At 72.6% G+C, this 14174-nt stretch carries 12 protein-coding genes and 1 pseudogene; 9 read left to right on the plus strand and 4 right to left on the minus strand.

The features are described from left to right. Positions 1 to 37 precede the first annotated feature (37 nt). Positions 38 to 598 (minus strand): CGNR zinc finger domain-containing protein, encoded by a 561-nt coding sequence (locus AS029_RS13680; RefSeq protein ID WP_058233157.1) that lies wholly within the window; start codon positions 596 to 598, stop codon positions 38 to 40. 72 nt (positions 599 to 670) lie between these two features. Between AS029_RS13680 and AS029_RS13685 the strand changes: the two genes are divergently transcribed. Then, positions 671 to 1663, plus strand: a complete 993-nt coding sequence (locus tag AS029_RS13685; protein WP_058233158.1) for an EamA family transporter — start codon at positions 671 to 673, stop codon at positions 1661 to 1663. A 217-nt stretch (positions 1664 to 1880) separates the two neighbouring features. Here AS029_RS13685 and AS029_RS13690 read toward each other — a convergent pair whose 3' ends face one another. After that, positions 1881 to 2354 (minus strand): Lrp/AsnC family transcriptional regulator, encoded by a 474-nt coding sequence (locus AS029_RS13690; RefSeq protein ID WP_058233266.1) that lies wholly within the window; start codon positions 2352 to 2354, stop codon positions 1881 to 1883. A gap of 176 nt (positions 2355 to 2530) precedes the next feature. Between AS029_RS13690 and pdhA the strand changes: the two genes are divergently transcribed. The 3 genes from pdhA to AS029_RS13705 all read left to right on the plus strand — a co-directional run bounded on the left by pdhA (position 2531) and on the right by AS029_RS13705 (position 6528). Further along, complete coding sequence (gene pdhA / locus AS029_RS13695; protein ID WP_058233159.1) at positions 2531 to 3652, plus strand: pyruvate dehydrogenase (acetyl-transferring) E1 component subunit alpha; 1122 nt, start codon at positions 2531 to 2533, stop codon at positions 3650 to 3652. Between the two features lie 73 nt (positions 3653 to 3725). Beyond that, positions 3726 to 4760 carry an alpha-ketoacid dehydrogenase subunit beta gene (locus tag AS029_RS13700; RefSeq protein WP_058233160.1) on the plus strand — a complete coding sequence of 345 codons (1035 nt, stop codon included), beginning with the start codon at positions 3726 to 3728 and terminating at the stop codon, positions 4758 to 4760. Between the two features lie 55 nt (positions 4761 to 4815). Further along, positions 4816 to 6528 carry a dihydrolipoamide acetyltransferase family protein gene (locus tag AS029_RS13705; RefSeq protein ID WP_058233161.1) on the plus strand — a complete coding sequence of 571 codons (1713 nt, stop codon included), beginning with the start codon at positions 4816 to 4818 and terminating at the stop codon, positions 6526 to 6528. A gap of 255 nt (positions 6529 to 6783) precedes the next feature. On the opposite strand, the gene AS029_RS17705 is transcribed toward AS029_RS13705, so the two are convergent. Then, a complete protein-coding gene (locus AS029_RS17705) occupies positions 6784 to 7401 on the minus strand; it encodes a TetR-type transcription factor C-terminal domain-containing protein (RefSeq protein WP_228375959.1) in 618 nt (205 codons plus the stop codon). Then, positions 7390 to 7584: pseudogene (locus AS029_RS13710) on the minus strand (helix-turn-helix domain-containing protein); the annotation flags it as partial. The gene AS029_RS17705 and the pseudogene AS029_RS13710, both read right to left, overlap by 12 nt. 316 nt (positions 7585 to 7900) lie before the next feature. On the opposite strand from AS029_RS13710, the gene AS029_RS13715 reads away from it, so the two are divergent. The 5 genes from AS029_RS13715 to AS029_RS13735 are packed head-to-tail and all read left to right on the plus strand — an operon-like array spanning position 7901 to position 14151. Continuing rightward, complete coding sequence (locus tag AS029_RS13715) at positions 7901 to 9511, plus strand: carboxyl transferase domain-containing protein (protein ID WP_082642317.1); 1611 nt, start codon at positions 7901 to 7903, stop codon at positions 9509 to 9511. Positions 9512 to 9525: 14 nt separating this feature from the next. After that, the gene (locus AS029_RS13720; protein WP_074615955.1) at positions 9526 to 11694 is read left to right on the plus strand and encodes an ATP-binding protein; all 2169 of its coding nucleotides are present in this window, start codon (positions 9526 to 9528) and stop codon (positions 11692 to 11694) included. Continuing rightward, complete coding sequence (locus AS029_RS13725; RefSeq protein WP_058233162.1) at positions 11691 to 12866, plus strand: acyl-CoA dehydrogenase family protein; 1176 nt, start codon at positions 11691 to 11693, stop codon at positions 12864 to 12866. Before AS029_RS13720 ends, AS029_RS13725 begins: the two co-directional genes overlap by 4 nt. Continuing rightward, entirely contained in the window at positions 12863 to 13330 is a 468-nt protein-coding gene (locus AS029_RS13730; RefSeq protein WP_058233163.1) for a MaoC family dehydratase, read from the plus strand. The genes AS029_RS13725 and AS029_RS13730 overlap by 4 nt, the downstream gene beginning before the upstream one ends. Further along, the gene (locus AS029_RS13735; RefSeq protein ID WP_058233164.1) at positions 13327 to 14151 is read left to right on the plus strand and encodes an HpcH/HpaI aldolase/citrate lyase family protein; all 825 of its coding nucleotides are present in this window, start codon (positions 13327 to 13329) and stop codon (positions 14149 to 14151) included. The genes AS029_RS13730 and AS029_RS13735 overlap by 4 nt, the downstream gene beginning before the upstream one ends. Positions 14152 to 14174: the final 23 nt, after the last annotated feature.

The following is a 14174-nucleotide window of genomic DNA, read 5'->3' on the forward strand; positions in this document are numbered from 1 at the left end:
CCGAGGATGCACCGCGACGTAGGGGGGCGCTCGACAGTCAGGCCGACGTGCCCGCCTTGCGCTTGCGGTACGCGTTGACGTTCATGCGGTTGCCGCAGTTGCCGGCGTCGCAGTAGCGCTTGGAGCCGTTCTTCGAGAAGTCGACGTAGACCCCGTCGCAATCGTCGGCGTCGCACACGCGGATGCGACCGTACTCATCGGCGCGGATCACGTCGACGAACGCCAGCGCCGACTCCACGAGGATGCGCGTCGCCAGCGGATCGTCGGGGTCGCTGGCGTGGATGTGCCAGTCGAGCCCGTCGTGCCGCACGAGCTGGGGCAGCGCCCGGCCGTCGGCGAGCATCGCATTCACCAGGGGCACGGCCCCGTCGCGATCGGTGCTCCACAGCTGCAGCAGGCGGGGGCGGATGCCGCGCACCGCGGCGAGCTCGCGAGCGTCACGGGTGCGCGAACCGGTGTACCCGTGCCGCTCGGTGAACGCCTCCAGATCGGCGACCTCGACGAGGGTGTCGGCACCGCTGACGTCGGTCTGCGGCAGCGTGTTCACCAGCTCGACGGCTGCTCGCAGCACCAATTCGGTGTCACGGATGAAGACCATGTTGACTCCTGACATTCCCAGGCCGTACTGTCACGAGTGTAAACGCTCTTCACTCCTGACAGCAGGCTTCGCATGACCACATCGTCCGTCACCCTTCCGCGCCCCACCCGTCACGGCTCCGGGGCCGTCACCGGTCTCGTCATCGCCGTCGCCTCGGCGCTGGCGTTCTCGTCGAGCGGACCGTTCGTCAAGCCGCTGCTCGACGGCGGCTGGTCGCTGGGAACGGTGCTGCTCGTGCGCATGGGCTGCGCCGCGCTCCTGCTGTCGCCCGCGTTGGTCATCGCCATCCGTCGTCAACCCGGGTTCCTTCGCCGCCACGGTCTGCTGATCGTCGCGTTCGGCCTCACCGCCGTCGCCGGGTGCCAGCTGTTCTACTTCGCCGCGATGCAACGGATGCCGGTGGCCGTGGCCCTGCTCATCCAGTACATCGCCCCGGTGCTCATCGTCATCGCCGTGTGGGCGCGCACGCGCCGCGCCCCGTCGAAAGCGGTGCTCATCGGCTCGGTGGTGGCCATGGCGGGACTCGTGCTCGTCGTCGACATCAGCGGCGCCCGCTTCGACCTGCTCGGGACCGTGTTCGCCCTGTGCGCCGCGGTGTGCGCCGCCGCGTACTTCGTCATCGCCGGCCGCGCGGGTGACGACCTCCCTCCGCTCGCCCTCGCCGCCGGCGGCCTGCTCACCGGCGCCCTGGTCATGGGAGTGCTCGTGGGCACCGGCATCCTGCCCTTCGCCGCACCCTCGATCACCGTGTCGCTCGCGGGCTTCGAGGTTCCCGGCATCCTGCCCCTGCTCTGGGTGGGCGCGGTCGCGACGACCCTCGGCTACGCGCTCGGTGTCATCGCCGTGCCGCTCATCGGGTCGCGCCTGGCGTCGTTCGTCGGACTCAGCGAGGTGCTTTTCGCCCTTGGTTTCGCCTGGTTGCTGCTCGGGGAGACCCCCGCACCGGTCCAGTTCGTGGGCGGCGCGCTGATCCTCGCGGGCGTGGTGCTCGTGAAGATGGATGCCGGCAGCCCCGCCGAACAGAAGACCGAGACGGCGAGCATCCCGGTGGTGCCGGCGCCGTAGCGTCGCGGCGCCCCGGTTGTGATCGACGGCTGCCGGCTGTGCACAACGGCAGGAGGCAGGGGTGACACGCCGCGGCTGTGCGCCGGGCAGCGGCGTGTTGCGGAAACGTCCCGCGGTTGTGTCCGGGGTGCTGCCGCGGCCGGGCCGCGGCCGTGTTCTCGGACGAGCGCGCCCGCTCAGCCAGCCGGTACGGGGCGCGTCGGTGGCGGGGCGATCCCTAGACGCCGTCGCGCGCCAGCTCCATGAGCGGGCCGACGCGATAGCCGATGACCTCGCCCATCACGAGCGACGTCTCGGTGCGCTCGACGCCCTCGATGGCGAGGATGCGCGCGTCGGTGTCGAACAGGTGCTGCGTGTCGCGGCAGGCGACCCGCACCAGCAGGTCGACCTGGCCGCTGAGGCCGTGCGCCTGCAGCACCTCGGGCACCTTCGCCAGGTCTTCGCGGATCGCCGGCAGCTCCGCCTGGCGCACCGTCACCTGCAGGAACGCCTCGATCGGAAAGCCCAGCGCCTCGGCCGACAGCGTGCGCTCGAACGAGAGGAAGACGCCCCCGCGCTCGAGGCGACTCATGCGCGCCTGGACGGTGTTGCGGGACAGGCCGAGTTTCTCGGCGAGCGCGACGACGGTGGCGCGCGGATCTGCGGACAGGGCGCGGAGGAGGTCGAGGTCGACCGCGTCGAGCTTGCTCATGGTGCGAAACATTAGCAGTGCCGATACCGAGCGCAATGGGCACTGTGCTCAATATGACGGCGAGGTCTTGAGCGGGCTGCATTCCGAGCGTACCGTCGCGCCTGTCGGCACTGCAGCCGGCACCCGGACCGTCGCGGCTCTCACGAGGAGCCCCGGCCGCACCTGGAGGGACGACGATGACCTACACCCAGACCTCGCCGGATCACGGAGCCGCCGCACACGCCGGCGACGTGGACGACGCCGCCCGAGTGCTCGAGCCCGACGGCACGCGCGTGCCCGACGCGGAGCTCGATCCGTGGATCGCCGACCTCTCGCCCCACGAGATGCGCGCCCTGCACCGCGACATGGTCCTCACCCGCCGACTGGATGCCGAGGGCGTCGCCCTGCAACGCCAGGGACAGCTCGCGCTGTGGGCTCCGTGCCGCGGTCAGGAGGCCGTGCAGGTCGGAACCGCGCACGCGCTCGCCCCCGGCGACTTCGTGTTCCCGAGCTACCGCGAGCACGGCGTGCTGCTCGGCCGGGGTGCCCAGCCGGCCGACTACGTGCTCGCGTGGCGCGGCGAGGAGCACTCGGCCTACGACCACACGACCATCAACGCGGCTCCTCCCCAGATCATCATCGGCGCGCAATCGCTGCACGCCACCGGCTGGGCGATGGGCGCCCAGCGCGACGGTTCCACCGACGTCGCGGTCGCGTACTACGGCGACGGTGCCACCAGCCAGGGCGACGTCAACGAGGCGATGGTGTTCGCCTCGTCGTTCCGCGCCCCGGTGGTGTTCGTCTGCTCGAACAACCAGTGGGCGATCTCGGAGCCCGTCACCGTGCAGGCGAAGTACCCCATCGCGGGCCGGGCGCCGGGGTTCGGCATCCCGAGCATGCGCATCGACGGCAACGACGCCCTCGCCTGCGTGGCCGCGATGCGCTGGGCGCTCGATCGCGCCCGTCGGGGTGAAGGGCCGTCGTTCATCGAGGCGGTGACCTACCGGATGGGACCGCACACCACCAGCGACGACCCGACCCGCTACCGCGATGCCGACGAGGTCGAGGCGTGGACGCGGCGCGACCCGATCGAGCGTCTCGAGGCGTACCTGCGCGCCGAGGGGATGCTCGACGACTCCGGGCTCGACGAGGTCGCGCGGGCCGCCGACGCGCTCGCCGCCGACGTGCGCGCGGCGTGCATCGGTGCGACCACGCGGGATCCCGCGACCCTGTTCGACCACGTGTACGCCGAACCGCACGGTCCGCTGGAGAGACAGAAGGCGGAGTACGTGCAGTACCTCGCGGGGTTTGAGAAATGACCGCGTCGACTCTCCGCGCGGCTCGGGCCGCCGGCCGCCCCGGCACTCACGGACTCGAGAAGGAGGTCGTGCGATGACCACTCTCACCCTCGGCGCCGCCATCAACGCCGGCCTGTCGAAGGCACTCGAGACCGACGACAGGGTCCTGCTCATGGGCGAGGACATCGGCAAGCTCGGCGGCGTCTTCCGCGTCACCGACGGCCTGCAGCAGCGCTTCGGCGCGCAGCGGGTCGTCGACACCCCGCTCGCCGAGGCCGGCATCGTCGGAACCGCTGTCGGGCTCGCGCTCCGCGGTTATCGCCCGGTCGTCGAGATCCAGTTCGACGGCTTCGTCTACCCCGCCTTCGACCAGATCGTCTGCCAGGTCGCGAAGCTCCACTACCGCAGCAGCGGACGGATCCGGATGCCGCTGGTCATCCGCATCCCCTGGGCCGGTGGCGTCGGTGCGGCGGAGCATCACTCGGAGTCGCCCGAGGCGTATTTCGTGCACACCGCCGGACTCCGCGTCGTGGCGGCGTCGAACCCGCAGGACGCCTACGTCATGCTGCGGCAGGCCGTGGCATCCGATGACCCCGTCATCTTCTTCGAACCCAAGCGGCTCTATCACGCGAAGGGCGAGGTCGATCTGGAGGCCGACCTCGCCGACGCCCCGCCCATGCACCTCGCCCGCGTCGCTCAGGAGGGCACCGACGCCACGATCGTCACGTACGGCGCCCAGGTGCGGACGGCTCTGGATGCCGCGCTCGCCGCGGAGGACGAGGGGCTGTCGCTCGAAGTCATCGACCTGCGTTCGCTCTCGCCGATCGACATGAACACGGTCGCGGCGTCGGTCCGCAAGACCGGGCGCGTCGTCGTCACCCACGAGGCCGCCCGCGAGGCGGGGGTGGGGGCCGAGCTCGTCGCGAGCATCACCGAGCAGTGCTTCGAGTACCTCGAGGCGCCGCCGCAGCGCGTCACCGGGCACGACATCCCGTACCCGCCGTCGAAGCTCGAGAAACACCACGTGCCGGACCTCGATCGGATCCTCTTCGCGGTGGACCGGGTGATGGAGCGCGGGACGGGCTCCTCGGCGGCGAGCGCGGCCGCGATCGAGGGAGGCGTCCGATGATCGCGGAGCGCGGCTCCGGCCCATCGTGCGTCTCCTCGACGGAAAGGGTTGTTCGATGATCGCCGAATTTCTCCTTCCCGACCTCGGCGAGGGGCTTCCCGAGGCCGAGATCGTGCAGTGGCACGTGGCCGAGGGCGACGACGTCACCCTCAACCAGACGATCGCCGAGGTCGAGACGGCCAAGGCCATCGTCGAGATCCCCTCGCCGTATGCGGGGACCGTGCAGGGCCTGCACGCCGCCGCCGGCGACGTCGTCGCGGTCGGATCGCCGCTGGTGTCGTTCGCCGTGGAGGGGGCGGATGCCGCGAGCGCGGCGCCCGCGGGACGGGGCGAGGGGGACACGGGGGAGCCGGCTACGGGCTCGACCCCACGTCCTGCGGAAATCCCTTCCGACGCGCCCCGGCCCGGTACCGCCGAGGCGCGTGGCGCGGCTGCGGAGCGTGGCACGGCCGGAGCGCGCGGCACGGCCGCGGTGCGGGGCGCGGCGGCGGTGCATGACGCAGCCGAGGGGCAGGAGGCGGTGCATGGCGCGGCCGAGGGGCGTGGCACCGCCGACGTCCGCCGCCCGACGGCGCCGGCAGCGCAGAAGGACGAGCGCGCCACGCCGAACCTCGTCGGCTACGGCGCGGCGCCGTCGTCGGGGAGTCGACCCCGGCGTCGCCCGCGCGGCGGCGGAACCGCTGTGCTCGACAGCGACCACGCCGTGCGCGAAGCAGCGCCCCACGACGTGCTGCACACCGGACCGATCGAGGTGCCGGTGGAGCGTCCCCGGTCCACGCCGCCCGTGCGCAAGCTCGCGAAAGACCTCGGCATCGACCTCGTGCTCGTCGCCGCGGTCCATCCCGGAGAGCCGGTGACCCGCGCGCACGTCGAGGAGTTCGCGTCGCGCGAGCCCGCGGCATCCGGTGTCTCTTCGCAGACGTCGGAGGGCCGCCCGACGGAGGGGAATACGTCTTCCCCCGCATCGACGATCGGCCCGGTGGAGGCCCGGTCGTTCTCTGCTTCCGCGTCGACGGTCCCCCCGGCCGTACCCGCCGCGTCACTTCGGACCGGTCAGGCCCCCGACGCGCGCGTCACGCGGACGCCGATCCGCGGCGTGCGCAAGCACACGGCGGCGGCGATGGTGCGCAGTGCGTTCACCGCTCCGCACGCGACGACCTTCCTGACCGTCGACGTGACCGCGACGACGGAGCTGCTGGCATCCCTGAAATCCGATCGATCCCTCGACGGGCACAGGATCGGAGTGCTCGCGATCGTCGCGAAGGCGGTGTGCCTCGCCCTCGGACGCACGCCCGCGCTGAACGCGACATGGGACGACGCGGCGGGCGAGATCGTCGAGTACCACGACGTCAATCTCGGCATCGCCGCGGCGACCGAGCGCGGGCTGGTGGTGCCCGTGATCCGGTGTGCCGGCGCCCTTCCGCTCGTCGACCTCGCCGACGCGATCGCCGACCTGGCCGCCACCGCCCGCGCGGGACGCACCGCTCCCGCCGCGATGACCGGCGGAACGTTCTCGATCACCAACGTGGGAGTGTTCGGGGTGGATGCCGGGACGCCCATCCTCAACCCGGGCGAGGCCGGGATCCTCGCCGTCGGCGCCGTACGCCGCACGCCGTGGGAGCACCATGGCGAGATCGCGCTGCGCGACGTGCTCACCCTCAGCCTCTCGTTCGACCACCGGCTGGTCGACGGAGCCGAGGCGGCGCGCTTCCTCACCGACGTGGCCGCCGTGCTGCGCGAACCGGGGAGGGCCATGCTGTTGCGTTGAGTCGTTCCGCGCGGCGTGCGCGACGAGGGCCGGGTGCCGGGGGAGTGGTCGCCCTCGGCACTTGTCCTTCGTACCGTCGGGGTGTCCTGGAAACCCGGCGGCGGCACCGGGAGCCGGAAGCCAGCTCGGAGCCTCCGGCTGTTCCGGGAACCCGGACGCATGTGGGGGTGCGCCCGGGTTTCTCGGAGGCCGGGACGGGCGCAAGCGGGGCCGAACGCCCGCGCACCGCGCGGTGTCCGGGAGGCGGGGATGCCGTCACGCCGTCAGCGCGGCCAGCGCCATGCGCGCCAGGGTGGGGCGCACGCGCGATGCCGGGACGCCGCGGACGCTGTGCGGTGTGGAGTTGATGAGCCCGAAGCACGCCAGCGCCCGAACGCGGCGTTCGGCCGGGGTCTCGGCATCCGGGAACGCGGCGGCGAGGGCGTCGGTCCACACGGTGACATAGGCGTTCTGCAGGCGCCGGACCGTGCGACGGTCGGCGTCGGAGAGGCGGTCGAGGTCGTGGTCCTGCACGCGGATGACGTCGGCTTCGGCGAGCGCGAAGGCGACGTGGAAGTCGACGAGCGCGCGCAGGACGGCATCCCGGGTGTCGGGACCGTCGGGGAGGGATGTCGTCTGCGCACGGCTGCGGGAGTCGTCGACGACACGCCGGTCACGGGCGGTCGGAGGCGGCGTGTCGTCAGGAATGTCCGCCGTCGTGCTCGCGTCGCGGGCATGGTCGGCGGTGTTCAGGTCGCGTGCGTCGACGTGTGGCGGCGGTGCGGGGGCGGATGCCGTGCGTGCACGGCTGCGGGGGCTGTCGGCGACACGCCGGTCACGGGCGGTCGGAGGCGGATTGTCGTCAGGAATCTCCGCCGTTGTGCTCGCGGTCACCGCGTGACCGCCGTCCAATAATCGCTCGCTGACGTCGACGAGGATCGCGCCGAGCAGCGCCTGCTTGCTCGAGACGTGCCGATAGACGGCGGGGCCGCTCACCCCCGCCGCTTCGCCGATGTCGCCGAGGGTCACGCCGTCGAACCCGCGCTCGGCGAACAGGCGCGCGGCGGCGGCGAGCAGCGCCGCACGCCGGTCGGCCTTGGCGCGATCGCGGGCGGTGCCGGCGGGGGTCGGCGAGGTCGCTGCGTCGCGATGCACCGGGCCGGTGCCCGTTCGCGGGTCGCGGCCGGTGCGCTCTCGGAGCGCGTGGCCGGCGTCCGGCACGGGATCCCCGCCGGCGCGCGCTCGGGGCTTCTCGTTCGCTCTTGTCATCGGCATCCGCTCGGGCTAGCCTGGCATCTCAGTTAGCCAACATTAACTGAAGCCCCACCCCGCGGGAACCATCCCGACGGAAACGACGGTGCCGTCGACGACGCGGCACCGAGACGGAGCCGCCATGAGCACAGCACCGGTCATCGAGACAGCGTCCGCCGCGCCCCCGCGCGCCGATACCGCCACGACACAGCGCGAGCTCGCCGACCAGCTGCGCTCCCTCCTCGCCCGCACCGCCCGCGGCGGTTCGGACGCCGCCCGCGAGCGCCACACGGCCCGCGGCAAGCTCCCGGCGCGCGAGCGTGTCGACCGGCTGCTCGACGAGGCGAGCCCGTTCCTCGAAGTCGCTCCGCTCGCCGCTCACGGCCTCTACGACGGGCAGGCTCCCGGCGCCGGGGTCGTCGCGGGGATCGGGCTCGTGCACGGGCGTCACGTCATGGTGATCGCCAACGACGCGACCGTGAAGGGCGGGGCGTACTTCCCCCTCACCGTGAAGAAGCACCTGCGCGCCCAGGAGATCGCGCGCGAGAACCGCCTGCCCTGCGTCTGCCTCGTCGACTCCGGCGGCGCCTATCTGCCGATGCAGGACGAGGTGTTCCCCGACCGCGATCACTTCGGCCGGATCTTCCGCAACCAGGCGCAGATGTCGGCCCTCGGCATCCCGCAGATCGCCGCCGTCATGGGCTCGTGCACCGCGGGCGGCGCCTACGTCCCGGCGATGAGCGACGAGAGCGTGATCGTGCGCAACCAGGGCACGGTGTTCCTCGGCGGGCCTCCTTTGGTGAAGGCCGCGATCGGCGAGGACGTCACCGCCGAACAGCTCGGCGGCGGCGATCTGCACGCCCGCCGCTCGGGCGTGGTCGACCACCTCGCCGACGATGACGAGCACGCGCTCGAGATCGTCCGTGACATCGTCGCCACCCTGCCGCCCGCCCCGGCGCCGGTCTGGCCGGTCGAACCCGAGAACGACCCCGTCCGCCCCGCGGAAGACCTCTACGACATCGTTCCCGCCGACGTCTCGCAGCCCCTCGACATGCGCGCGGTCATCGACACCCTCGTCGACGCCGACTCTCTGCACGAGTTCAAGGCGCTCTACGGCGAGAGCGTCATCACCACCTTCGCCCGCCTGCACGGCCACCCCGTCGGCATCATCGCCAACGACGGCGTGCTCTTCAGCGAATCCGCCCTCAAGGCCGCGCACTTCATCGAGCTGGCCGACCAGCGCGGCATCCCCCTGCTGTTCCTCCAGAACATCACCGGGTTCATGGTGGGCCGCGACGCCGAAGCCGGTGGCATCGCGAAGGACGGCGCCAAGATGGTCACCGCCGTCGCCTCGACCCGCGTTCCCAAGCTCACCGTGATCGTCGGAGGTTCGTACGGCGCCGGCAATTACGCCATGTGCGGGCGGGCCTACGACCCGCGGTTCCTCTGGACCTGGCCGTCGAGCCGCATCTCGGTGATGGGCGGCTCGCAGGCGGCATCCGTGCTCTCGACCGTGACGCGCGATCAGCGCACGGCGCGCGGACAGGAGTGGACGGATGCCGACGACCAGGCGTTCCAAGCGCCGATCCGCGAGCGCTACGAAGAGCAGGGCAATCCGTACTACGCCACGGCCCGGCTCTGGGACGACGGCGTGATCGACCCCGCCGACACCCGCACGGTGCTCGGTCTCGCCCTCGACGTCGTCAGCCGCGTGCCCCTCGCAGACCGGGGCTTCGGCCTCTTCCGGATGTGAGCGGGGTGAGGGAGATGTCCGAAGCCGCCGTACCCGGTTCCGTCGCCGCTCCGCGCGCGGGGGCCGACGGGCCGACCCCGGGCGCCCGTGGCGGCGCGGGTGACGACGCAGCGCCCCGCCCGTTCTCGTGCGTGCTCGTCGCCAACCGCGGCGAGATCGCGCGCCGGGTGTTCCGCACGCTCCGGCGTCTCGGCATCCGTTCCGTCGCCGTCCACACCGACGCGGATGCCGCGGCTCCCCACGCCCGCGAGGCCGATCACGCCGTGCGGGTGCCGTCGTACCTCGACGTCGACGCGGTGGTCGCCGCCGCGGTGACGACAGGGGCGGATGCCGTGCACCCGGGCTACGGCTTCCTCAGCGAGAACGCCGGTTTCGCTCGGGCGTGCGCCGCGTCCGGGATCGTGTTCGTCGGCCCGGGCGTCGAGGCGCTCGAGGTGATGGGCGACAAGATCCGCGCGAAGGAGCACGTCGCGCGCCACGACGTGCCGACCGTACCGGGGTTCTCGGCGGCGGGCCTCACCGATGCCGAGATCGCCGCCGCGGCCGACCGCGCGGGGTATCCGCTGCTCGTGAAGCCCTCTGCGGGCGGTGGGGGAAAGGGGATGACGGTCGCCGGCGGTCCCGACGACCTCGCCGACGCGCTCGCCACCGCCCGTCGCGTCGCCGCCGCGGCCTTCGGCGACGATACGCTGCTGCTGGAGCGTCTGCTGGAGCGCCCGCGCCACATCGAGGTGCAGGTGCTCGCCGATGCGCACGGCACGACGATCTCGCTCGGCGAGCGCGAGTGCACGCTGCAACGGCGCCACCAGAAGGTCATCGAGGAGGCGCCCTCGCCCGTGGTGGACGCGCAGACCCGCCGGCGGTTGGGCGACGCCGCGGTGGCGGCCGCCCGCAGCGTGGGCTATCTCGGCGCGGGGACGGTGGAGTTCCTCGTCGCCGGCGATCGTCTCGACGAGCCGTTCTTCATCGAGATGAACACGCGCCTGCAGGTCGAGCACCCCGTGACCGAGCTGGTCACGGGCATCGACCTGGTGGAGCAGCAGCTGCGAGTCGCCGCGGGCTTCGCGCTCGACCTGCCGGAGGTGCGGCTCGACGGGCACGCGATCGAGGCCCGGGTGTACGCCGAGACGCCCGCGCGCGGATACCTCCCCGCCACCGGCACGGTGAGCCTCTGGCACCCGGGAACCGCCCGCGTCGACAGCGCCGTCGAGACCGGCAGTGTGATCAGCGCTCTGTACGACCCCCTGATCGCGAAGGTCATCGCGCACGGGCGCGACCGCCAGACCGCGCTCGCCCGCCTCGACGCAGCCCTCGCCGACACCGTCGTGCTCGGCGTCGACACGAACATCGCCGACCTCCGGGCCCTGCTGGCGGACCCCGCCGTGCGTGCCGGGCATCTCGACACCGGACTGCTCGACCGCCGCGGCACGCCGGAGCCCCCGACGCCGACGCCGGGCGCGCTCGCCGCGGTGGCGCAGAGGGTCGTGGATGCCGGAGCCCCGGCCGACGGTACGGTCTGGGGCCGCGTCGGGGCGTGGCGTTCCGGGGGAGCGCGGGCCCACCGCACGGTGTGGCTCGAGGACGACGCGGGGCGCGTGCACCCGGCCCAGCCGGCAGCCGGCGACGCCGTGGTCGTGGGCGGCCCCGGAGAATTCTGGGTGCACGCCGACGGCGGAGCACACCGCCTGCGTGTGGTGTCGCGGCGCGACGCCGCCGCCCGGCGACGGGCCGCCGCGGGCCGCGCGCCCGGCGTCGTCGATCCCGACCTCGTGGCGCCGCTGCCCGGAACCGTCGTGGCCGTGCACGTCTCCGACGGCGACGCCGTCGACGCGGGAGCCCGTCTCGTCACGATCGAGGCGATGAAGATGGAGCACACCGTCACCGCGCCCCACGCCGGCACCGTGCGGCTGCGCACGGTGGCGGGTGCGCAGGTCGCCCGCGACGCGGTCGTCGCGACGGTGACGCCCGGAGCCCAGGCCACTGAGCCCGAGGTCCCTGAGCCCGAGGTCCCTGAGCCTGTCGAAGGGATCGGTACCCACGGTGTTCCCGCAACGGGGGCTTCGACGGGCTCAGCCACCGCCGCTCGCCCTGCCGCCCCATCCGCCACCCACCCCGGACCCCACGATCTCGCCGTCACCCCGGCATCCATCCCTCCCTCATCCCCCAAGGAGACCCTCTCGTGAGCATCGACAGCCAGCAGGCCTTCACCGACGACGAGCGCGAGCTCGGCGCGATGGTGCGCGAGTTCGCCGACGAGGTGATCGCGCCGCGCTCGTACGACGCCGACCGCGCCCACGAACTGCCGCTCGACATCGTGAAGCAGATGGGAGAGATCGGCCTGTTCGGCCTGCCCTTCCCCGAGGAGGTGGGCGGGCAGGGCGGCGACTACGCCAGCCTCTGCGTCGCCATCGAGGGCGTCGCCCGCGTCGACCAGTCGATGGCGATCACCCTCGAGGCCGGGGTGGGGCTCGGCGCCATGCCGATCTACCGCTACGGCAGCGAGCAGCAGAAGGCCGAATACCTGCCCGACCTCGTCGCCGGTCGCGCGCTCGCCGGATTCGGACTCACCGAGGCCGAGGCCGGCAGCGACGCCGGCGCCACCCGCACCACCGCGCGGCTCGAGGGTGGCGAGTGGGTGATCGACGGGTCGAAGCAGTTCATCACCAACTCCGGCACCGACATCACCCGGTTCGTCACCGTCACCGCGGTCACGGGGCGCACCGGCGACCGCCCCGAGATCTCGACCATCATCGTGCCCAACGGCACGCCCGGCTTCACCGTGGGTCCCGCGTACGACAAGGTCGGCTGGAACGCCTCCGACACCCATCCGCTCACCTTCGACGGCGTGCGCGTCCCGGAGGCCAACCTGCTCGGCGAGCGCGGGCACGGCTTCAAGAACTTCCTCCGCACGCTCGACGAGGGCCGCGTCGCCATCGCCGCCCTCGCCACGGGAGCCGCCGAGGGCTGCCTCGAGGCCGCCGTCGACTACGCGCGAAGCCGCACCGTCTTCGGAGAACGCCTGTCGACGCGGCAGAGCATGCAGTTCCTGCTCGCGCGCATGCACGCCCGCGTGCACACCGCCCGCCTCGCCTGGGTGCACGCCGCCCGCCTGTGCGACGCCGGCAAGCCGTTCTCGGTGGATGCCGCGGTCGCCAAGATGACCGCCAGCGACGCGGCCATGGCCAACGCGCGGGATGCGACGCAGGTGTTCGGCGGCAACGGGTTCATCAACGAATACCCGGTCGCCCGGCACTATCGCGACTCGAAGATCCTCGAGATCGGCGAGGGGACGACCGAGGTGCAGCTCATGGTGATCTCGCGCGCGCTCGGGCTCACCGGTACCGTTGCCGCATGATCGAGCAGCGCGGCCTTTTCCTCGAGGAGTTCGTCGTCGGCGAGAAGTACGCGCACCGCCCCGGGCGCACGGTCACCGACGCCGACAACGTGCTGTTCACCACCCTCACGATGAACACGCAGGCGCTTCACCTCGATGCCGCGTTCTCGGCGACCCAGCCCTTCGGCCGTCCGCTCGTGAACTCGATGTGGACGCTGTCGACCCTCATCGGCCTGTCGGTCGCGCAGCTCACGCAGGGCACGCTCGTCGCCCAGCTCGGCCTCACCGACGTGAGCTTCCCCGCGCCGCTGTTCGTCGGCGACACCCTCACGGCCGAGACCGAGGTCGTGTCGGTGCGGCCCTCGGCATCCCGTCCCGGACAGGGGGTCGTCGTGCTCGCGCACACCGGCTGCTCGCAGAACGACGAGGTGGTGGTCACGGCCACCCGAACGGTGCTCGTGTGGACGAAGGACGGCGCGGCATGAGCGGGGCGCACCCCGATGCGCGCCCCTTCGCTCCGGGGCCCGCGCTGCTGTTCGTCCCGGGTGACCGGCCCGAGAGGCTTCCCAAGGCCCTCGACCGGGCGGATGCCGCGATCCTCGACCTCGAAGACGCCGTCGCCGGGCACGCCAAGACCGTCGCGCGCGAGGCGATGATCGCGGCCGATCCCGACCCCGACCGTGTCATCGTGCGCGTGAACGGGCCCGAGACCCCGGACTTCGCGCACGATCTCGCGGCGCTTGCCGAGACCCGCGTCCGCACCGTGATGGTCGCCAAGGCCGAGGATCCGGCATCCCTCGCCCCCCTCGAGGGCTACGACGTGGTCGCGCTGTGTGAGACCGCCCGCGGAGTGGTGAACGCCGAGCACCTCGCCGCGCTTGCGCAGGTCGTCGCCCTCATGTGGGGCGCCGAAGACCTCGTCGCAAGCCTCGGGGGCACCTCCAGCCGGTTCGCCGACGGCACCTACCGCGATGTCGCCCGCCTCGCTCGATCGCGGGTGCTGCTGGCGGCCGGCGCCTTCGGCAAGCGCGCGATCGACGCCGTCCACGTCGACATCGGCGACCTCGACGGGCTCGCCCTCGAAGCTCAGGATGCCGCGGCCTCGGGGTTCGTCGCCAGCGCGTGCATCCACCCGGGGCAGGTGGAGACGATTCGTGCGGCCTACGCCCCGACGCCGGAGCAGCTGCGGTGGGCGCGCGGCGTGCTCGCGCAGGCCGAGGAGGGCGCGTTCCGCTTCGAGGGGCGCATGATCGACGAGCCCATCCTGCGCCACGCGCGCTCCCTGGTGGCGCGGGCGGGGAAGTAGCGGGCCAGCGGGGGAGGTGGCTG

This window comes from Microbacterium enclense, from assembly GCF_001456955.1.
Classification (GTDB): Bacteria; Actinomycetota; Actinomycetes; order Actinomycetales; family Microbacteriaceae; genus Microbacterium; species Microbacterium enclense.